Raw genomic sequence first — 20938 nt, forward strand, 5'->3', positions numbered from 1 at the left:
ATCAACTCGGAATACCCTTGTGTTTCTTAATTGCCGTTTAAAATCATCATTATTATGAAAAACTTCTTAATACCACTACCATTTATACTTTTTTCGCTGATACGGCATTGTTCCGGGCAGGTGCCCGCGCAGGATAAGGCCGTACGTTACCAGCAGGAACGCATGGTTTACCTGCAATGGGACAAAAATAAATTTGAACCTAAGGCGGGCTTTCTCAGTCTCAACCCATATTACTGGCTGACCTGGGGCTTGTTTCATCCGAGTTATCATAAAAAGGATTTGCGTCCGCTCAGTGCTACCGGCCCGCAAACCCAGCGCCTGGCGTTAGTTGGCGCTATGACCACCACGGATAATAAATATAAACTGCAGTCCGATACCGTGCGGAATACGGCCTTATCTGAAATTGCCAATCAAACCGGCCTTGTTTCGGATGTCGATCCCTTATGGCAATTGTACTACAAAAATGAACTGAAACCGGTGCTGAATAATTCAATGGCTTCCATTTTAGCCGGCCTTTCCCCTCAGGTCAGTACCAAATTGGTTGCTGAAGGTTTATATGGCTGGTACAAAAATGAACTGGATATGCTGAAAGAACGGGTCGATGCCGCACATTTAACCACTATGGATCGTGGCGCGCGCATTCTGGCTTATCACCGGTACCTGATGGAATACCGCAGGCTTGCCGGCGTCTGGGCCATCCGTACTTCATCCGCGCAAACCACCATAAATATGGCCGCACAGCAGCAAAAGCTACAAGCCGGTCAGGTGGCAGTCAGCAACTGGACGCCGCAAACGGACATCCAGATCGCCAAACAAGTTTTACAACACCTGCAATGAAAAAGAAAATATCCTTAGCTATTCTGCTCTGTCTCTGTACAACAGTTTTGTTCGCCCAATCCACCCCCAATCCGGATAATACCAAAACCCTGCAGTTCCTACAGGGTGACGGTGTTTACGAGGCCGGGATCATGGTGTTTTTAAAAGGCCTGAAAGACTCCGTATGGACACATTTTGACCTCTTTATTACCGATGCTAAAGCGCTTGCCGCCATTTTTATGATCATTTTTTTTGCGATCAAATCCTATGAAATGATGGTAGGTGACAAGCAACTGGAGATCATGCCCCTTATGCGACCGTTTGGTTTGGCCATGATCATTTTGTGGTGGGGCCCATTCGTTAAAATGATCGCTTTTCCAACTGAATTAGTGACCAATCAGACGGAACAAATGTTTAACAGTGAGCAAACGATCGTCAATAATTTAAGGTTGAACCGATCCAGCCTGATGCTCGCCGTTGCCAACTCCCTTTATATCTACCAGGCGCAAACCGAAGTGGCTGAAAAAGAAAGCGACACGTGGTACGGGCAGGCCTGGGATTCCGTAACCAGCACCGTCAAGGAAGGCATCAGCAGCGTGGTTTCCCCCTTATTGGAATTAAAGAACCGGCTTACCGTAGGCATGCAATTACTCTTTACCCAGTTGCTGGAACTGCTTGGAATATGGATCTTGCGTTTGGCGGTGTATATCATCTTTATGATACAGATCATTTATTCCTCCATCCTTATTATCCTGGGCCCGTTTGCCGTAGCCGTAAGTATACTGCCGGCCTTCCGCGATAGTTTCAGCACATGGATCGCCCGTTTCATATCTGTCAACTTATACAGCGGCATCGGCTACCTGATCATGTACCTGACGGGACTGATGCAGGAATATGCACTGACCTCGGAAATCAGTAAATACAAAGAGTTGGTCGGCGAAAACGGGATGAGTGCTAACCTGGAAAAAATGGCATGGTTTGCCGGAAACGGTATCCTTTCATTTGGAACGGTGATCATTGTATTCCTGATCGGCGCGATCTGTATGTCCACCGTTCCCAGTATCTCCACGTGGATCATCTCTACCTCCGGTATCAGCTCGGCCACATCCACTTTTGGCCGTAGCGCGGGAACTGTTGCGAGTATGGCCCGCAAAGCCACCGGTAGTTTTTTCTAACAGGTTCTTTTTCTCCTTTTCCTCTAATGTCAGGCTGACCCGCAAATGCGGGCCGGCCTTTTTATTTAACGTCATTTCTTATGATCATTAAAAATATTGAAGCCAAAATCAGGCTGGCGACATTCATCGCGGCCGGCAGCCTGCTTACCTCACTGGTCATTGTCGGTATGAATTGCCTTTATGCCTATAAGATGGTTTCCAATGCACAAAAAAGCATTTATATCCTGGATAACAATATCCCCATTCTGGCCAAACAAACTGATGTACAGATGAACCGCCCTGCTGAATACAGGGCAGATGTTGACCTTTTTCATTCCCTTTTCTTTTCCTTAACACCGGATGATAATTATATGGAATACCAAATGAAAAAGGCCATGTACCTCGTAGATGAATCGGGGATGCAGCAGTATAATAATCTGAAGGAGAATGGGTTTTTCAACTCGATCCTTTCTTCCAGCTCTGTACTGACCTTACAAACGGATTCCATCTCGGTGGATATGCCCAGGCACTATTTCCGGTATTATGGTAAACTTAAAATTGACCGCCGAAGCTCCACGGTTGTTCGTTCGCTGATTACTGAAGGTTACCTGAAAGATATTCCGCGAAGTGATAATAATCCCCACGGCGTATTGATCCTGAACTGGAAAACCCTTGAAAATAAAGACCTGCAAGATGTGGAAAAGAATACATTCTAACAGGGATCCCAGGGATACCCTGTACAGCGAAATACATAAGGAATTTGGCACTTATTTCGCGATTGCCGGGAACGCGGCCAAAAGGCTGGTGGCTGCCTATCCAAAGTTTTTTTGGGGCTGCATGATCTTCCTTTTGGCTTTATCATTTGTGTTGTCATTTACCATCTTTCGGAAACCCGAAAAAGGCAGGGTAACAGTAGTTAAAAAAGTCAACCCTGTGGAGGATGGATTTAGCCAGATCTCACAGGCCACCGGGAATATCCGCGAAACCATGAACCTTAAAAAGCTGGTGGATAGCCTGACCGCTAAAAGCCAGCTTTCTGCCCATGATAGCACCTTACTGGATAGCGCTCTTTCCCGCCTGTCCAAAATTCACCAATCACTAAAATAGAACTTATGAAAATTGATTTTAAGCAGCCCAAATATGTGCTGCCGCTCGTCTTTTTGCCCTTTTTGTGCCTTTTCTTTTATGTCTGGAACAGTGGTTTTTCAAAACCAAAGGCCACCATTAAAGAAACCATAGGGCTGAACGGGTCTGTAGGCCAGGTTTCGGCTGATGTGCGCAAAAAGCAGTTAGCGGATAAACTCGATGCTTATCGCAGTACCTACAAAGAAGCCGATGGCCTGACAGCCGTAAACGTGATCCCCCGTGAGACTTCAAGTAACCCCGCATTTAACAACGATTATTCGGACCGGCAAAAAAATAAGCTGGATTCCATTCAGCAAGCCATGAAATTAAAATTTGGCAACGGGAACCATCCCAATAGCAGACAGGAATCAATAACCGGCTTATCCCAGGACCGGCAGGTTGCCAAAGCGATCGAGTCCATGAACAGGAGACAGGCCAATCCGCCTCATCAGGTAGCTCCTGTTGTTAAAGAAAAAGATCCGATGGATGTTTTCAGGGCACAAATGGCCATTATGGATAGCATCAATAAACAAAATGATCCCGCATACAAGGAGGAACTAAAGAAAAAACAAGCCGCTGATATCGTTGCAAAGACTAAACAAAACCAGGTCAAACTTTCGGTTGCAAAAGCCGACGCGGTTTCCGCAGACTTTAATACCGTTTTACCCGAAAAGGAACCCGCATTTATTAGCGCGGTGATCGATGAAAATGTAACCGGGTTTGCAGGGTCACGCTTACGGCTGAAACTATTGGAAGATATTAAGGCAGGAAATAACCTGATCAAAAAAGGCACTTACCTTTTCGCGCAGATCAATGGATTTACCGGGCAGCGGGTAACGCTCAACATTACTTCCATCTTATATGATGGGAAGATCCTTCCGGTTAAGCTGGATATTTATGACATGGACGGGTTGCCCGGCCTGTACGTGCCGTCATCCGCATTCCGGGATTTCACGAAAGACCTGGGCAGTAATTCCATGCAGGGTGTAACCATAGACGGCAGTTCAGGGAACAGCCAGTTTATCATGAGCTCGCTAAGCAAGGTCTTTCAATCAACCTCATCGGCCATCGCAGACCTCATCCGCAAAAATAAGGCAAAGCTTAAATACAATTCATACCTCTATCTCATTGACCCCGATGCTTTGCAAAACGCGCAGAGCGGAGAGGCACAATTGAGCGGTGAACAAAAATAAAACGTTTCACAGCGCCCAGTTAAAACGCGGCATTTAGGCCTGCCGGATTTCAATAATTAAAAACTAATAAACATGAAAAAGATCTTATGCTATCTATTGGTGCTCTGCGCCCCATCCCTTTATGCCCAGGAAAAAATGCCCGTAGTTTACCTGCCGGAAAACCTGACCATACACTTTGTCTCGCCTGAGCCTATTCAATATGTGGATATTTCCACCAAAGACCTCGTTGGCGACCTGCCGCTTAAAAACGTATTACGTTTAAAACTACGGGATTCCCTCAAAACCTATTTAGGGTCGGTGGTTACAATTGCTGGTGAAAAGTTCATTGCGCAATACCATCTGTTACCGGGTTTTCCGGGTGTACCTACGGAGATCAATATCGTTCCTGATGACATGCACCCGCTGGACATTTCCGGAATCGGCCTGTCCCAAAATCAACTGAAAGGTTTGGCCCTTAGCCTCATCGCCAAAAGCCCGGATAAACGTATGGAAAAGGTTAAAGCCTTCGGTATTAAAGGACAGCTGAATCATGTATATACTGTTGGTGACTATATTTTTCTTGATATCAGCTATCACAATAAAACAAACCTGAAATATGACATTGCAGATTTCCGGTTTAAGGTGGATGATAAGAAAGTCACCAAAGCGGCCAATAACCAGTCTGTTGAAATTAAACCGGTGTTTGTACTGTTGAGCCCGCCAACCTTTACCAAAAATTACCGGAACATCTTTGTCTTTAAAAAGATGTCCTTTCCGGGTAATAAGGTACTTCATGCAGAGCTAAGCGAAAAGCAGCTTTCCGGCCGCATCGTTACCCTGAGTATTTCCTACCAGGACATACTGGATGCGGATACGCTCCCAAACTAATCCTATTATCATTATCATGACTGATTCCATAGCCTACGATTACGTAAAGCTTGTGTTGGAAGAAGAATTTTACAGGGCCTACCTGCGCTTTTCCAACAACGGGATTCTCCACTACGAGCTTACGAATATCCTCGAAGTCTGTGCGCCCCTCATCCTGGGCCTCGACGAGGACGACCGCTTCTTAAAATATGAAGTGATCGGCACCATCGCAAATTATTTACAGGAGGTTTAGTATGGCATTTAATCCGGTAAGGAAGATGGCAGATAATATATCGGCCATCCGAATCGCGCTGGATTTTTCCGGCCAGCAGCTCTCCGAAACAGAATTAGAAACCCTGAAGAAATATGCCGGTTTCGGCGGTCTCAAAGCGGTCCTTTTTCCTCCCGGGGACATTTGGACCTGGGGAAATTTGGGAGCATCAAAGGCCGACCTTAAGCTCTACCCGCAAGTGATGGAACTCCATGGCCTTTTGCAGGAAAAACTGACATCAAAGGATTACAAATCCGCTATTGATGCACTTAAAAGCAGTTCACAAACGGCTTATTATACGCCCGATTATATCCCTAGGGCGATCTATGCCGCTATAAAGGAGGCCCGTATTTTACCAAAACGATTATATGAACCAAGCGCCGGGGCGGGCGTATTCATAGAGGAAGCAGTGGCTGCATTTGAAGGATTGGAGCAGGTCAACGCGGTCGAAAAGGATATCCTCACCGGTAAGATCCTGGCCGCCTTATGTTCGGTATCTCCCGTACCCGTAGCCGTTCAGATCAAAAAGCTTGAAGAAACTGCTGCGACAGAAAAAGCGCAATTCGATGTGGTTATCAGCAATATTCCTTTTGGTAAGATCGCGGTTCATGACCCGGCCTATAATAAAAGCGGCATTTCATCAAAGGTGCATACTTATTTCTTCGCCAAGGGGTTGGATAAAATTAAGGATGGTGGCATTTTAGCCTATATTGTTACAGAGGCATTCCTCAATAATCCATCTAATGAAACGGCCCGTAAATACCTGTTTACCTCCGCCGACCTTTTAAGCGTAGCTGTGCTGCCTGCCAACCTGATGAAGGAAAATGCCAATGTCGAAGTTGGCATGCACCTGATCCTGGTACAAAAGAATGACCTAAAGGAAACCCTCACCGAAGCAGAAAGCCTGCTGATTGATACTATAGAAGTGGAAAACGCTTTTGGTAAATATCACCTGAATGCCTGGTTAGCCGATAAGAATGAATTGGTGTATGCCGACGAAATTATTGAGGGCACCAACGCACGGGGTAAAGCCTCCAGGGTCGCCTGGCAAAATGGCGAAATGCAGGATATCGTTCCTGCCCTTCAGGAGCAATTGGTAGCCGGCTTTGCCAATTTTGATTACGCCAGGTGGGAATCAATTTCTTTTGAGCATAAGGCAACGCAGCTTAAACAGTTTACCTTTTTACCGGTACCGCAACCGCCAAAATCAGTCGATACAAAAAGTTTGAGTTTTGGCCAGTTAGGTTTATTCGACGCACCACTTCAAACAGAGCAGGATAATAAAGCTATTGCTTATCTGGATGATCTGGATAAACAATTTGTGGATGCCGCTACCGTTCGCCAGATCAGCGTGATCCGCACCACTGCCAAACCCCTGCATGATAGTATTGTATTATTGACCGCGCGTGCCAAAACAAATAACAGGTATGCCTATAAGCTGTACAGCAACCTGTCGGAGATCTCTTTTCCCGGAAAATGGATGACGAGTGTTACCCTTGGACAGGAACTGGATGCGCTATCGGTGAAGCTGAAACATTTTGGCCATGATTACCGCTATGAAGGGGATACCAGTCTGGAACCGGCTTTTAAATTACAATCTGACAAACCCAAAGCTTTCACAGACCTGAAACCCTTTTATATCAAGGATACGCTGGTCATTTTTAACGGCAAGCTGGGCCTGATCGGGGAGCCTCAAAACTTCGAGGCAAAATTCACCGCCCTTGACCCGCAGCCCGAATTACCTTTTTACGAGGACTACCTGACTCTGCGGGATATATACCTGGAATTATCCGGGTATGAAAATGAGCATGAGATCCAGTTTCCCGAACTGCGTAAATCCCTCAATTTTTATTATGAGGGTTTTGTAGCCAAATACGGTGAACTGAATAAAAATGCCAACCTGAACCGCATCCTAAATGATGCGGCATTAGGCTTCAAGGTACTGTCCTCCCTGGAAGTCAGGGAGAATGAACAATTTGTTCGCTCCGATATCTTTTATGGGCCGCTTTTTCAGCAAAAAGAAATGCTGAAGACCGATGATCCTACCGAGGCGCTGGCTCGCTGCCTCAACGACACCGGCCGTGTTGATCTGACTATCATCGGGCAGATCACTGGTTTAACCGTGGATGAGATCATCCTGCAACTGGATAAGCAGATCCTGCAAAACCCGGAAACACTGAACTGGGAAACAACGGACAACTACCTTTCAGGTAACGTTGTGTTGAAACTTCAGGCGGCAGAAAGGCTGGCCGAAGAAGAACCGCAGAACTTACAGTATGCCAGGAGCCTTGCCGCTATCCGGCGTGTACAGCCGGAACGCATACCATTTGAAAGGCTTGATTTTAACCTTGGGGAACGCTGGGTGCCCGTAGCGTATTACCAGCGTTTTGCCACCGATCTATTTAAACTCGATACCAAAATTTCTTACCTGGCATCCATTGACGACTATAAGGTCAGCTATGCCAAAAAAGGCAATACGATCACCAATGAAGAGTTTTCGGTCACCCCGAAGGAAAGCAACAAGATCACCGGCCGGACTTTGCTGGAATATGCACTGCTCAATACGAATCCTCATTTTACCTACCCGGTGGAACAGTATGGCAAATTGGTACGGGTACCGGACACCGAAGCCATACAAAATGCGCACAGGAAAGTCGATAACATCAGGGCACGGTACCTGCTTTGGTTGCTCGAACTGCCGAATGAGGACAAGAAGTACTTAGAGACGTTATACAATGACACGTATAACTGTTATGCGCTGCGTGAGTATGACGGCAGCCACCTGACCTTTCCGGGCCTTGATTTCAAGACTTTAAAGATCTTAGACCTTTATCCCTCACAGCGAAATGCTGCCTGGCGGGTTATTCAAAACAATGGTGGGTTGATCGACCATGAAGTTGGGCTCGGTAAGACCCTGACCATGATCATCGCCGCCATGGAAATGAAACGGCTGGGGATCGTTCATAAACCGATGATATTGGCTTTAAAGGCTAATGTACAGCAGATCACGGACACGTTCCGGCTGGCTTATCCAAAAGCCAAAATATTGGCACCGGGCGAAAATGATTTTGAGCCGGCAAAACGTAAACGCATCTTTCACGAGATCAAAAACAACAATTGGGACTGCATCATTTTAACCCACGACCAGTTTGGCAAAATCCCGCAGGATCCTGCAATTCAGCGGCAGATCTTAGAGATCGAGCTGGACAATACGGAACTTGATCTATTGGCCATGCAAAGCGGCGGTGAAGAGATCACCAAAGAGAAGCTGAAAGGCTTAGAAATCAGGAAGGAAAACCTGGAGGCCAAGCTGAAAAGCGTGATCGATGCCATCGAAAACCGAAAGGATACCGGTATCAATTTCCGGGAAATGGCTATCGATCATCTATTCATTGATGAATCCCATAAGTTTAAGAACCTCACGTTTACCACCAGGCATACTAAAGTTGCAGGTTTGGGGAACATGGCAGGCAGTCAGAAAGCGCTTAACATGCTCTTTGCCATCCGTACCTTACAGGATCGTTTTAATACTGATCTGTGCGCGACTTTTCTTTCCGGTACTCCGATTTCCAACAGTCTGACGGAAATGTATTTGATCTTCAAATACCTCCGCCCGAGGGAATTGGAACGACAACGGATTTCTAATTTTGACGCCTGGGCCGCGGTTTATGCGCGAAAAACAGTAGATTTTGAATTTACGGTTACCAATGAGATCAGGGCGAAGGAACGTTTTCGCCATTTTATCAAAGTCCCGGAGCTCGCGCTTTTTTATAACCAGATCACCGATTATAAAACGGCCAAACATATCAATCTCGATAAACCCGAAATTGAAGAAACACTGGTCAATATCAAACCAACGCCTGACCAGCAGGACTTCATCAAGCGCCTGATGCAGTTTGCCAAAACGGGTGACGCCACCATTATTGGCAGGCATCCCCTGACAAAGGATGAGGACAAGGGGCGGATGTTGATCGCCACCAATTACGCCAAGAAAATGGCCGTAGATATGCGGCTGGTTAACCCGGATAAGTACGGCGACCATCCTGGCAACAAGGTCAATGTTTGCGCCCGGAATGTAGCAGATATCTATCATGAAAGCACGCCGCATAAAGGGACGCAGATCATTTTCAGCGATATCGGCACACCGAAGCCCGATGAATTTAATGTATATGATGCCCTGAGGGATAAGCTGGCTGGTGATTTCAACATCCCGGCTAACCAGATCACCTTTATACATAACTGGGCAACTGATAAACAGCGTAAAGAGCTGTTTAAAAAAATGAACGCCGGGGAGATCAGGATCCTCATTGGCAGCACCGAAAAAGCCGGAACAGGCCTGAATGTTCAGGAACGCATCGTTGCCATGCACCATTTGGATATCCCCTGGAAACCTTCTGAACTCGAACAACGCGATGGCCGTGGTGCCCGCCAGGGGAACTGGTTAGCCAAGATGTTTTATGGCAATAAGGTTAGAAATTTCATTTACGCGGTAGAGCAATCACTGGATAATTACAAATTCAACCTGCTGAAGAATAAACAGATCTTCATCAGCCAGATGAAAAACAATGAATTGTCCGTGCGCACATTGGATGAAGGGGCCATGGATGAACAGAGCGGCATGAGTTTTTCAGAGTATATCGCCATTTTATCAGGTGATACCTCGCTCTTGGAAAAGACCCGCCTCGAAAAAAAGGTAGCCGAACTTGAAGGTTATAAAGGTGCCCACTTCAAGGAAGTGTCCCGCAGCCGCTACCTGTTGGAAGACCTGGAAAAGAAAAGCCAGGAAACCCGATCCACTTTGGAGCTGGTTCGTAAGGATGAGGTGAGCTACAAGAAAGTCCTGAAACTCGACGAGGACGGCACCAAGCAGAACCCGCTTAAATTAAAAGATACCGAATTAGCAGATCCGGTTGCCATCGGTAATCACCTGATCGGCTTGTATAAAAACTGGTCGCCTGCTGATTATAGCCAGCCTGATCTTCATTTAGGAGAATTGTACAGTTTTGATCTTTTTATCAGGCGTAAGCTGCAAACTGTTGAAGAAGGTTTCTCCAGCAGGATCACTCATGTTACCTCCCTCTATGCAGAGAGTCGGTCAACAGGCATTAAATATATGCAAAATGGCGGTGCACCAAATATTGATAACCCTAAACACGCGGCAAGGTATTTTTTGGATGCGATCAACAGGGTGGTTGGCATGGCGGAGCGTTACGAAAAGGAATTGGATGGGATCAACAAACAGATTCCTGAAGTACGCGAGCTGTCGCTAAGGCCTTTTGACCAGGAATATGAACTGGCTTCTTTAAAAAAAGAAGTTGAAAAACTGGACATGGAGATCAACCAAAACATAGCCGAAAGGGAAAAACAGGCACAGGCCGCACAGCTTTCCATTGTAGATGCGGACGAACCCGTGGAGGAAGTTTCGGTAGGAATTAAACGTTAACACATCCTTAAAACTTTTTTATGAAAAAGATCAGAGCTTACACCAGACCTCGCCCCGTGATCCAATTGGGTGACACACTGTTTTTTGTTGACGCGCAATGGCTTTATTTTATCGAAGTCGCCAATCCGGAAAATAAGATCGATATGGGGGAGGCCCGTTCTTTTAAAGACCACATCGAATTATGGTATGATCCATTGATTAAGAATTGCTATAACGGCCCAATTGTCGAGACACCTCCCGAAAACATCCTTGTCTATTGGTTTCACTCCTTTAGCGCTTTAGACCCTGTGGGTGAGGCCGCAAAGCTCGATGAACTCAATCCGCAATGGCGGGTGAAATCAGACATCAAGCTGCCTTTAGCTGAAATAGCAGGCAGGTATTTTTTTGTAGATAAAAAGTATAGTTGCTTTTATGAAGTAAATAACTGCTGGAACTCAATTAGTTTCCAGGAGATTACTTGCCGTAAAAAAGCCAAGGGCTTCTTTATCAATCAGACTTACCAGAATACCGCTTTTCCACACGAAATGGCTGCTGCATCGAAGGCACCGATATGGCCGGAGCATATCGTTTTTGCTCCGATCAACGGAGGGGCTAAAGTGCATAAAATAGTAAACCGCTATTTACGGCGCAATCATAAGAATCGCTAACAGCATACTGCTGTAGCTAAGCTCTACAAGCCACCCACAAAAGCCGGTGGCATTTTTCATTTTAAAAACTTCATTTATGGAAGAAACCAGAGAGCAGCAAAAACTCCATGGGTTTCTGCAATGCGCCATCTATATATCCATAGGCTTGGAAGCTGCCATTTTTATTTACCACGATGCCCCTTTCTGGGGCATTTTTTTTACGCCACTGGATAAGATCAGCCACCTGGTCATTTACTCCGCCCTGGTTTATAGCAAGCTAACCACGTTTGGCCTCATCTGCCTGGTCAGCATCGGTACGCTGGCAAAAAAGAAAACAGACCTCGACCCTAAAAAGCATATCATCTATCCGCTTGCAATCGGTCTGTTTTTATTCTTCGGCAGCCTTGTTTTTGCGGGTCGTGCCTCCCCGGTGGCATTTGCCTATACCAGCTGGTATAACCTGCTTTACCTCGCTTGCTCTTTTGCCGGGGCGCTTATGGTGAGCATGTCTATGGACAACATCTCCAAGTTTATCAAATCAGGCCTGGGCAAGGATAAATGGAACACGGAAGCAGAAAGCTTCATGCAGCCGGTCAAGCGGGTGGATACCCCTTATTCGGTCAATATCCCCATGCTTTTCTATTACAAGGGAAAGGTGCGAAACGGCTGGATCAATATCTGTAATGTTTTTCGCGGTACCATGGTGATCGGCACACCCGGCTCAGGTAAATCGTTTAGCATTGTCAATCCCTTTATCCGTCAGCTCATCGCTAAAGAGTTCGCGGTATGTCTCTATGATTTCAAATTCCCCGATCTCGGGCATATCGCTTATTACCATTACCTGCTGGCCAAGCAGAACGGTAAACTGAAAGGCTTTGCCTTTCATGTTGTCAATCTCAACGATATCGAAAGAAGCCGAAGGATCAACCCCTGGCGGGCGGATTATATCCGCTCACTGGCCGATGCGGCAGAAACGGCCGAGGCATTGGTAGAGGCATTGAAAAAAGGCGACCGTTCCGGTGGCAGCGACCAGTTTTTCACGCAGTCTGCCATTAATTTCTTAGCATCCTGTGTTTATTTCATGAGCAAATACAAAGGCGGTATCTATTCCAGCTTCCCTCATGTATTGGCTTTGCTGAACCGCTCTTACGAGGAAATATTTAATGCGCTGACCTCCGAGCCGGAACTGCGTTCCCTGCTATCCCCATTTATGACAGCATATAACGCTAAGGCCTTCGACCAGTTGGAGGGTCAGATCGGTACACTGAAGATCTTTATCAGCCGTTTGGCGACAAAGGAAACCTATTGGGTATTCTCCGGCAATGACTTTGACCTGAAAATATCCGAGAAGGAAAATCCGGGGATGCTGGTACTGGCTAACGACCCGAATACCCAGAACATCAACTCGGCCTGCTATTCAATTATCATCAACCGCCTGACTAAGCTGATCAATACCAAAGGCAATTTGCCATCTGCACTGATCATAGATGAGGTACCTACTTTATTCGTTCACCGGGTGGAAAACCTCATTGCAACCGCCAGGTCGAATAAGGTAGCCGTATTGATGGGTTTGCAGGAATTGCCGCAGTTCAATCAGCAATATGGGAAAGATACTGCGGCGACCATAACAGCTGTTGTGGGTACCGTGCTTTCCGGCTCTGTCAGGAATAAGGACACTTTGGAATGGCTCGAACGCCTCTTTGGTAAATCCAAACAGATCGGGGAAGGCCTGTCCATCGACCGCAATAAAACTTCTACTTCCCTGAACGAAAAGCTCGAAGCCCTGATCCCGGCAGGAAAGATCGCATCGCTTAATTCCGGGGAAATGGTTGGCGTGATCGCCGCCGATGCACAGGAAAAGTTTACCGGGCAGTTTGAAACCTCCGCTGTAAACTGCCGGATCAATCTCGATATGGAGGTCATCAAACGGGAAGAAAAAGGCTATAAGCCCTTGCCGTCCTTTTATGATTTCGGCGGGAAGCTCGATGAAAAACTCCGGCAGAACTTTAACCATATCAGCCAGGAAATACAGGAAATGGTACTGGCATTCAAGCCCCCGGCACCAATTACACCCGCTAAAGCCACCATGAGAAAATGAAAGAAGAACCAAAGCAAATGCAGTTACCCCACTATTTGTTGGTACACCCTGACCTGAAAGATGACCCGGTAAATAAACAGAACGAGATCGGTTTTATTACGGCCGCCATCCTCAACACCGATGAATTTTATGTGGGTTTTGACGACCATCAGGTTGGATTCTACAGCGCTGATGCCCTGCTCACCTTCAAAGAGCCCGGCAACATCTATGATTTCCTGCATGAAAACGCGCTGACGCTATCCGTTGACGATTTTAAAGACTTGAAAAACATCGCGCTCTTATTAGATCATGGAACGGAAAAACATATTCGAACCGCAATGGAGCTGGTGAAAAAGAACGGTAACATTCACGATGCCGTGACCATTGGCTTAGACCGGTTTCTCGGAATAGATCAAACATGGGGCCTTAAAAGATAGGCCTTTACTGGCCGACCGGCCACCTGCAAAATCAAACAAACATTTAAAGCAATGAACATGAAACAGGAAGAAATCATGGGATTAATGGTCATGGTCAGCCCGGTACTCTGGACTTCTGACCACGCCGGCAAGATCGGCATTATTGAATATACAGACTTTGAAGCAGATAAAATAGGAGTAGGGTTTGAGGACGGGGAAGTAGATTTCTTCAGCGCTAAAACACTGTTTGTCCTGAAAACTACCGAAGAGTTAAAGTCATTGGCGGAAAAATACAAGTCCCTGCAATGGCCCCCGGTAGCTCAAAATCTGCAAACGCTGGCTTTGCTGCAGGCATCCGGATCGCCCGAACAACTGAAAAAAGCTTACATACTCATTCAGGACGACCCGGAACTCCATCGGGAGGCAACGATCCGCCTGAACGAGGCCATTGACCTCGCCCAAAGCCGAAAAACAGGCAGATAAATCTTAAACATTTTAATATTATGGAAAATCAAACTTTAGCCGGCACGCTCGTTTTGGTAAAGCCGGATTTGGAAATTGACCCTGGCGCGAAGCGGGGCCAGATCGGCGTATTAACCTATGCCAGGTCTGAAACAGAAAATTATGTACGGTTCCCCCGGGGCGGGGAAGCATTTTACCCTGCCGCGCAGGTCATGATGCTTAAAGATAAACAGGAGATCTTTAATGACCTGACCAGCAACGGCTCGTCCATGCCACTCGATGATTTTAAGGCGATGTACAAGATCATGCTGTTGCAGGACAGGGGCACATCCCAGGCCTTGTACGCTGCTTTAGCCATCGCCAGCGATCATCCCGGTTTACAGGAAAAAGTGTTGGATTCCATCAGCCCTGCTCAAAAACAGAAATTGGCGAAATCTTATAGCAGATGAAACTACTGATCAGCTTTTGCCTGGTCTGCCTACCCCTTAAACACCTTAAAATAAATTCCGAATACGGTTACCGTATTCATCCGCTTACCGGCAAATACGCCATGCATGCGGGTGTTGACCTCAAAGCCCAGCATGATACCGTTTATGCGATCCTTAGTGGTCTTGTCAGATCCTCCGGCTACGATAATGGCCTTGGCATAAACATCCGGCTGGATCATGGCGCGGTCGAATCCATTTACGGTCACCTCAGCCAAATTTTTGTAACACCCGCCGATAGTGTAACCGCTGGTGAGCCTATCGGCATCACCGGCGCTACCGGGCACGTGACCGGCGAGCACCTGCACTTCAGCATTTGCTACAGGCATCAATACATCAATCCAATTAAATTTTTATACAAACTGCTAAAAAAACAAGAAAATGAGCAAAACTTTCAAAGCACTGCCGATCCAGCTTTCAGACAAGCTGATCGGTGAAATCAAAGAGGGTAATTCCCTGTTTCAAAAACCGGTTAAAGAAAACGGCATGCCTGCCTTTGTTAAACCGATCAATCCCACCACCGGAAAAAGCTACAGCGCCATGAATGCGCTAATTCTCGGTATGCAGCGCCATGACGATCCCCGCTGGATGTCCGCAGATGCCGCGCGATATGCCGGCACCTGGGTAAAAGAAGGGGAGAAGGGGACATTGATCGAGTTTCCAAAGACCAGTGATATCCAGGCCATTCGCACCGCGGACGGTCAGCGAATTAAAAACGAAGAAGGCATAACCCAAACCAAAACCGTTGAATTTGACAAACCACAGCGTGGCCAGGCTTTCCTTTTCAATGGGAGCCAGTTAAAGGATATGCAGCCCCTGGAAGAATTTCTGGCTAAGCAAGATGAGGGGCAAACGCTGTCACCAAACGAGCGTGGGGCAAAGCTGATCGAAGACAGCAAAGCGGTGATCATCCACGGTGGTCAGGAGGCTTACTATGACAAGCATCGGGACGCCCTCATTATGCCCGAGCCGGAACATTTTGAGAACGAAACCAAATACCTGCAGGCGGCTATCCATCAGCTGGCGCATTGGAGCGGACATGAAGACCGTCTGAACCGCCCGATGGAAGGCAAATTTGGTTCCCTGGATTACGCCCGCGAGGAAATGCGTGCCGCAATTGCCGGCATCCTGATCGGCGGGGAACTAAAGATCGGCCATAACTTTGGCCAGCAGGCTGCCTATATGAGCACCTTTGCGAAGATCTTAAAGGATGAGCCTTTTGAAATTGTCAAAGCGACAAGGGACGCACAAAAGATTGCCAATCTTTTATTAGGTACCAGCCAAAAGCGCGAACAAAAACAAAGCTCGGAACCGGGGTTTAAAAAAGGTGACGAGATCGCCTACATGGACACCACTTATAAAGTCCTCGAAACCTATAAAACCAAAAGCATCAAAGTGGAAGATGCCGATGGCACCCGCAAGGTTTTAAAGCCGGATTATGGCCTTTATAAATCCCTGTTGGAGGCCAAAACCAACCCTCGTGAGCCGGAAATGGTAATAGAGGAAGAACAGGGTCAGTCCGAGGAACAGGGTCAGCAACATAAAATAGGCCGTTAAATGAACCCGATAATGTTTAAAGAAAATGATCTCCCGGTCAGGGACCTGGAGACTATCGGGCTGGCCTCAGGCGGTCAGCTCCTGTTAAATGTCGATGACCTGAAAGCTTTGCTTTCAGGTCATCGGACAAGCTTAATGGAATTGCATGACCTGGAAGCCGATAATATCAAGATCAAATCTATTAATGCCAAAATATCACTGAAGCCAAACGAAAAGGGCCAGCTTGACCTTTTGATCCACCCGATTTACCGCGATGCGGAAATCCCTGACCTGCTGACTAATGATGAAGCGCTCGGGCTACAAAAAGGTGAAGTCGGCAGCGTACTTCGGATCGCTCTCGACAACCACGGCCATAAAAAAGAAATGCTGATCGAGTTTGACCCGGAAACAAAGGAGTTTATCGTTTCGGATACGGAGAAGATCCTCGCCCCGGATATGGTCAATAATGAATTTCTTACACAGGCACAAAAAGAGAATTACAGGAAGGGCAGGGAAGTGCAGATACCGGACGGCACCCGTTTCAGCTATTCGGCCACTGATAAACACGGCATCCGGTCCAATAAACTGGCCCTGGTGGCATCTATCCTGATGGACGGTGGCTTATCCTATATGGTATTTAAAGGGCTGAATGCCTTATTCAACAAGAAGCGCGACCAAGCGGCGGCTGAGAAATTAAGCCCCGGGTATTACCAGGCGATCAAGGATATCGAGAACCAGCATGGGTTTAAGCCGCACGAGTTTGAACGTTCCCAATCCGGTAAAGGACGGTAAGGACAATGAATCATCTTTTAACAGGGCTGGGCATTCCTTCGGAAATTCAAACCTTTTTTGATGGAGCGGCCAATCTTTCCTTTAGTTACGGTGATCAGTTTGAACGTTATGGTTCAGGTTTTCATATTGTGCCCTCCACCCAAAATCTCTGGGTTGCCGGGCTGCCTAATGCAACCCATTTGATCATTACTTATTCAGTTATGGAAGCGATGGCGTTTATCACGCTTAACCGCCATCGTTTTCCACGGCTGGAGGCACTGGCATTTGTGGCTATCGGCAACAGGCTGCATGTAGAACAGGGGGATTGGATCAGGCAGAATTTTCCTGTGCGGACAGTTACCCTGGTTTTCGGCAAAGACCTGGTCGGGCATATCACCGATATCAAATTAGCAGCCGCAATTAAGAATATCCCGATTCGGATACGCTATAAGGACAACGAAATTCATGTTTACCGTGATCAGCAGTTAAGGGTTTTCAATCAGGAGCAGATTTCACTTCATGCCTTCCAGGATGCCTTCGGTATTCGTCCGCGTTTCCGAACCGGCAAACCGGCCCGATCATTAACCTTTTTAGACCAATTAAAACATGACGCAGAACGATGATATTCTATTAAGGCCGGCCATGCTGTACGCTTTTTTCAAAGTGCTTCCGCTGGTCATGCTGGCCCTGACGTTTCTCCTGCTGGCCTGGTACCTCTCGCCTTATTTTATTTTGTTTAGCCTTGCCATATGCGGCGTGGCCTGGTACCGGCTGCTTTATATTCGTAGTTTTAAATATTTGGTTAGCGCAGAGTATATCCTGATCACTAAGGGGATATTCTTTAAACGCATTGACCAGGTAGAGATGTTTCGGGTGAAGGATTATATTATTACACAGCCTTTTATTTTACAAATGTTTAAGCTGATGTACCTGACCTTAAAAAGCACGGATGAAGAAAACAAAGTTATCCGCTTTGAGGGTATCCCGGAATCCGGGATACTTGATACCATTCGCCAAAGGGTTTTGGCGGCCCGTAAAAACAACAATATTTACGAATTAAATTGATTAAACGCTTGTAAATTACTAATCCAATTAGTAATTTTAATTAATAAATTAATGTCATGAAAGCCATTGTCCGTAATATCTTATTAGCCTGTATCATTTCAACGTTCGCCTTTTTCGGGGCTGTTGGAAGGAAACATACCAGGGATAAAATGACTGATGCTCAAAAGGCGGAGGCGAGGAAGGAAACATTAACCTGCCTGGCAGTTGCTTTCATAGCTTGCGGTGCCTGTGCATGGAGGTGTAACGTTCTTTATAAAAGGTTAAATGAAGAGCGGGAGTACCGGCGCAGGTTTATTGATTATAGTCGTAACACCGCGTACAACAGGCATTATTAAATTTAATTATTAATTTGGCAACATCTTAAAAGCCGGCAACCCTGCTGCGCAATTGTGATAAGGTTTAGGTTGAAAGTCCCCGGCAGCGAGTGTTGGGGACTTTTATTTTTTACAGTTCACATAAATATAGTCCCTGTCGTTTCCGGCAGGGATTTTTTTGTTAGTGAAAAATCACTTTTCCGCAATGAAATTAAAGGTCAGCATTGCGGTCCGAACTTTAATACCATTTTTATGGCCAATAAAACAGTCAAAAAATCAACCACACAAAACAATGAGGTAAAAAAAAAGAAGTTCCCGAAATTGTCACTCGATGAACAAATAAGTGAAAATAATTCTGAGAATGATAGGGAAAGAAAGTTAAAATTGCTAAATTTAATAGCAGAAATAATAGTTGAGGCAACACTAAGAGATTTGTATGAAACGAGCAATTAGATACCTGAGATTCAGTAATCTTGGACAAAGTAATGGATCAATTGAGCGTCAGGAACTTTACACTGACCAATATATTGAATATAATGGAATTTTATTAGTTGATACATTTATCGACCGGGGGCATAGTGCAAAAACGTTTGATCGTCCCGATTTTAATAAATTAACGCAATTTATAAATAAACATCAGAAGGATGTGGATTATTTGATTGTCGATCAATTGGATAGATTCAGCCGCGATGCCGGTGAAGCCATGACCCTTGTCAAAAAGCTTCAGCGTAAATACAGTATCCAAATTGTGAGCGTTACGGAGGGAATTATTTTTGATTATGATACGCCCGGTAGTTACTTCCGAACTGGCCTTCAGCTCTTACTTGCTGAAGAGGATAATATTAATCGAAGTATAAAAATTCGTGGGGGTAATTACACCGCCCGTGCGAAAGAGGGTAGGTTTTTAAGTAATCTTCCACCATTCGGTTACAAAAAAGTTGGTGAAGGTAAAGAGCGGACACTGGAAATCGTAGAGGAACAGGCTAAAGTCGTACTCTTTATTTTTCAGAATTTTCTTCGGAATGTTCCTTTAAACATCATAAAGGAACAAGTATTTGAAATGGGCTTCAATCGCAAAGGCAATATGGCAATTGAACGGGTCCTTTCAAACCCTGCCTATGCGGGTTTGGTTAAGGTAAAACCGTTTAAGGAGTACCCCGGTGGAATTTTTCCGGCAAGACATGAACCTATTATCGATAAGTTGACCTGGGACACCGTTCAGAAAAAAATGGAAAAACCGGACAGAAGTAAAAAAACTCTTGATGATGAAATTCCACTGAGAGGTGTGTTAAAATGCCACTGTGGTCAGCCTTTGACCGGAGCCCCATCCCGAAACAGAAAAAATCATTGGTACTATTATTATAAATGTAAGTTTTCCAAGCACCTTAATCTCAGCGCCGTAAAGGCACATGATCAACTTCTTCAAATTTACGAACTCATGAGTTTGCCAATGAATGACATCCGGTTTATTAAAGAAAGCGCAGAAGCCTCTTTGAACAATAAATTTCGAGAGAATCAGGAGGCCGCTAAGCAAAAAAAGGGAGATTTGGAGCGGGTACAGGAGAAGCTTTATGCATTGGAGGAAAAGTGGATTAGTAACGAAATTGGTCGTGACACCTATGAACGTTGGTCATCAACTTACAATGGCGAAATATTCACCCTACGGGCCATCATTGAACGATTGAGCATAAATATGTCTGAAGGATTTAAATTGTTCCAGGACCATATCCACAAACTTAATGACATGAAGGGTATTTATGAATTATCGGATACAATTAAAAAACGCGCATTGGTTTCCACCGTGTTCGACAGCAATTTGTACTACCAAAATGGTATCTATCGAACACCGTCTATGCTCCCCGGATTGGATCATAACTGCCTGATAATGAAACAGAAAGGACTGCTTGAGATTGAAAAAAAAAGGGATAATCTGACGATTATCCCTTCGGGTGGAGCCGGAGGGATTCGAACCCTCGTCCAAACATGGTATAAGATAAGCTTTCTACATGCTTAGCTGTTATTTAATTGTAGGGATTATGGAAGGTTAACCGCTTACCTGTACCTTAATCCTTAGGTGCTTTGTTTCGCTTGCTTACCACACCTTTAAGCAGGCTATTTCCGTTTTTCGATGCCCCGGTTGCCGATCCAACAGAACAGAAAACCGGCGGGACAAAAGCTATGCTAATTCTAAATTAGGCAGCTAAGGCGTAGTTATTTTCGCCATTTGTAAGTTTGAGCGTTCAGATTTAAGCGCTAATTCACCCAACGCGCTGCATGCTTACTTATTTATCTCCATCCTGTCAATTCCGGTCGACCCCATTTTTTGATTTGGCAGTTT

20 protein-coding genes, 1 other RNA gene and 1 pseudogene are annotated in these 20938 nt (G+C 45.8%); 21 read left to right on the top strand and 1 reads right to left on the bottom strand.

The annotated features are described in order from the left end of the window. Window positions 1-54: 54 nt before the first annotated feature. The 21 genes and pseudogenes from WC743_RS00505 to WC743_RS00605 form a co-directional block, all read left to right on the top strand. Window positions 55-837, top strand: a complete 783-nt coding sequence (locus WC743_RS00505) for a hypothetical protein (RefSeq protein WP_373009756.1) — start codon at window positions 55-57, stop codon at window positions 835-837. After that, window positions 834-1991: a plasmid transfer protein gene (locus WC743_RS00510; protein WP_373009757.1), complete on the top strand. Its 1158-nt coding sequence runs from the start codon at window positions 834-836 to the stop codon at window positions 1989-1991. The genes WC743_RS00505 and WC743_RS00510 overlap by 4 nt, the downstream gene beginning before the upstream one ends. A gap of 80 nt (window positions 1992-2071) precedes the next feature. Continuing rightward, complete coding sequence (traK, locus tag WC743_RS00515; RefSeq protein ID WP_373009758.1) at window positions 2072-2686, top strand: conjugative transposon protein TraK; 615 nt, start codon at window positions 2072-2074, stop codon at window positions 2684-2686. Then, window positions 2664-3077, top strand: a complete 414-nt coding sequence (locus tag WC743_RS00520) for a hypothetical protein (protein ID WP_373009759.1) — start codon at window positions 2664-2666, stop codon at window positions 3075-3077. The genes traK and WC743_RS00520 overlap by 23 nt, the downstream gene beginning before the upstream one ends. A 5-nt stretch (window positions 3078-3082) precedes the next feature. Then, window positions 3083-4288, top strand: coding sequence for a conjugative transposon protein TraM (gene traM / locus WC743_RS00525; protein ID WP_373009760.1), 1206 nt, complete (start codon window positions 3083-3085; stop codon window positions 4286-4288). Window positions 4289-4360: 72 nt separating this feature from the next. Beyond that, window positions 4361-5155: a DUF4138 domain-containing protein gene (locus tag WC743_RS00530; protein WP_373009761.1), complete on the top strand. Its 795-nt coding sequence runs from the start codon at window positions 4361-4363 to the stop codon at window positions 5153-5155. Window positions 5156-5171: 16 nt separating this feature from the next. Next, the gene (locus WC743_RS00535; RefSeq protein ID WP_373009762.1) at window positions 5172-5387 is read left to right on the top strand and encodes a hypothetical protein; all 216 of its coding nucleotides are present in this window, start codon (window positions 5172-5174) and stop codon (window positions 5385-5387) included. Between the two features lies 1 nt (window position 5388). After that, window positions 5389-10848, top strand: coding sequence for a helicase-related protein (locus tag WC743_RS00540; protein ID WP_373009763.1), 5460 nt, complete (start codon window positions 5389-5391; stop codon window positions 10846-10848). Window positions 10849-10868: 20 nt separating this feature from the next. Continuing rightward, window positions 10869-11495 (top strand): hypothetical protein, encoded by a 627-nt coding sequence (locus tag WC743_RS00545; protein ID WP_373009764.1) that lies wholly within the window; start codon window positions 10869-10871, stop codon window positions 11493-11495. Between the two features lie 76 nt (window positions 11496-11571). Beyond that, entirely contained in the window at window positions 11572-13572 is a 2001-nt protein-coding gene (locus tag WC743_RS00550) for a type IV secretion system DNA-binding domain-containing protein (protein ID WP_373009766.1), read from the top strand. A 17-nt stretch (window positions 13573-13589) separates the two neighbouring features. Continuing rightward, the gene (locus tag WC743_RS00555; protein WP_373009767.1) at window positions 13590-13988 is read left to right on the top strand and encodes a hypothetical protein; all 399 of its coding nucleotides are present in this window, start codon (window positions 13590-13592) and stop codon (window positions 13986-13988) included. 51 nt (window positions 13989-14039) lie between these two features. Continuing rightward, complete coding sequence (locus WC743_RS00560) at window positions 14040-14450, top strand: hypothetical protein (protein ID WP_373009768.1); 411 nt, start codon at window positions 14040-14042, stop codon at window positions 14448-14450. 20 nt (window positions 14451-14470) lie between these two features. Continuing rightward, complete coding sequence (locus WC743_RS00565) at window positions 14471-14878, top strand: hypothetical protein (protein ID WP_373009769.1); 408 nt, start codon at window positions 14471-14473, stop codon at window positions 14876-14878. After that, a complete protein-coding gene (locus WC743_RS00570) occupies window positions 14875-15351 on the top strand; it encodes a M23 family metallopeptidase (protein ID WP_373009770.1) in 477 nt (158 codons plus the stop codon). The genes WC743_RS00565 and WC743_RS00570 overlap by 4 nt, the downstream gene beginning before the upstream one ends. Next, window positions 15296-16471 (top strand): zincin-like metallopeptidase domain-containing protein, encoded by a 1176-nt coding sequence (locus tag WC743_RS00575; protein WP_373009771.1) that lies wholly within the window; start codon window positions 15296-15298, stop codon window positions 16469-16471. The genes WC743_RS00570 and WC743_RS00575 overlap by 56 nt, the downstream gene beginning before the upstream one ends. Further along, entirely contained in the window at window positions 16472-17242 is a 771-nt protein-coding gene (locus WC743_RS00580; RefSeq protein ID WP_373009772.1) for a DUF4099 domain-containing protein, read from the top strand. 5 nt (window positions 17243-17247) lie between these two features. Next, window positions 17248-17844: a hypothetical protein gene (locus WC743_RS00585; protein WP_373009773.1), complete on the top strand. Its 597-nt coding sequence runs from the start codon at window positions 17248-17250 to the stop codon at window positions 17842-17844. Continuing rightward, window positions 17828-18286: a PH domain-containing protein gene (locus WC743_RS00590; protein ID WP_373009774.1), complete on the top strand. Its 459-nt coding sequence runs from the start codon at window positions 17828-17830 to the stop codon at window positions 18284-18286. Before WC743_RS00585 ends, WC743_RS00590 begins: the two co-directional genes overlap by 17 nt. A gap of 56 nt (window positions 18287-18342) precedes the next feature. Then, window positions 18343-18621 carry a hypothetical protein gene (locus tag WC743_RS00595; protein WP_256539465.1) on the top strand — a complete coding sequence of 93 codons (279 nt, stop codon included), beginning with the start codon at window positions 18343-18345 and terminating at the stop codon, window positions 18619-18621. Window positions 18622-18852: 231 nt separating this feature from the next. After that, window positions 18853-19053, top strand: coding sequence for a hypothetical protein (locus WC743_RS00600; RefSeq protein WP_373009775.1), 201 nt, complete (start codon window positions 18853-18855; stop codon window positions 19051-19053). Next, window positions 19037-19825, top strand: a pseudogene (locus WC743_RS00605) (recombinase family protein); the annotation flags it as partial. The gene WC743_RS00600 and the pseudogene WC743_RS00605, both read left to right, overlap by 17 nt. 722 nt (window positions 19826-20547) lie before the next feature. Here the strand turns inward: WC743_RS00605 and ssrA are convergent. Then, window positions 20548-20918, bottom strand: a transfer-messenger RNA (tmRNA) gene (ssrA, locus tag WC743_RS00610). Between the last annotated feature and the right edge of the window lie 20 nt (window positions 20919-20938).

This window comes from Mucilaginibacter sp. (assembly GCF_041660805.1).
In the GTDB taxonomy this organism is placed as follows: domain Bacteria; phylum Bacteroidota; class Bacteroidia; order Sphingobacteriales; family Sphingobacteriaceae; genus Mucilaginibacter.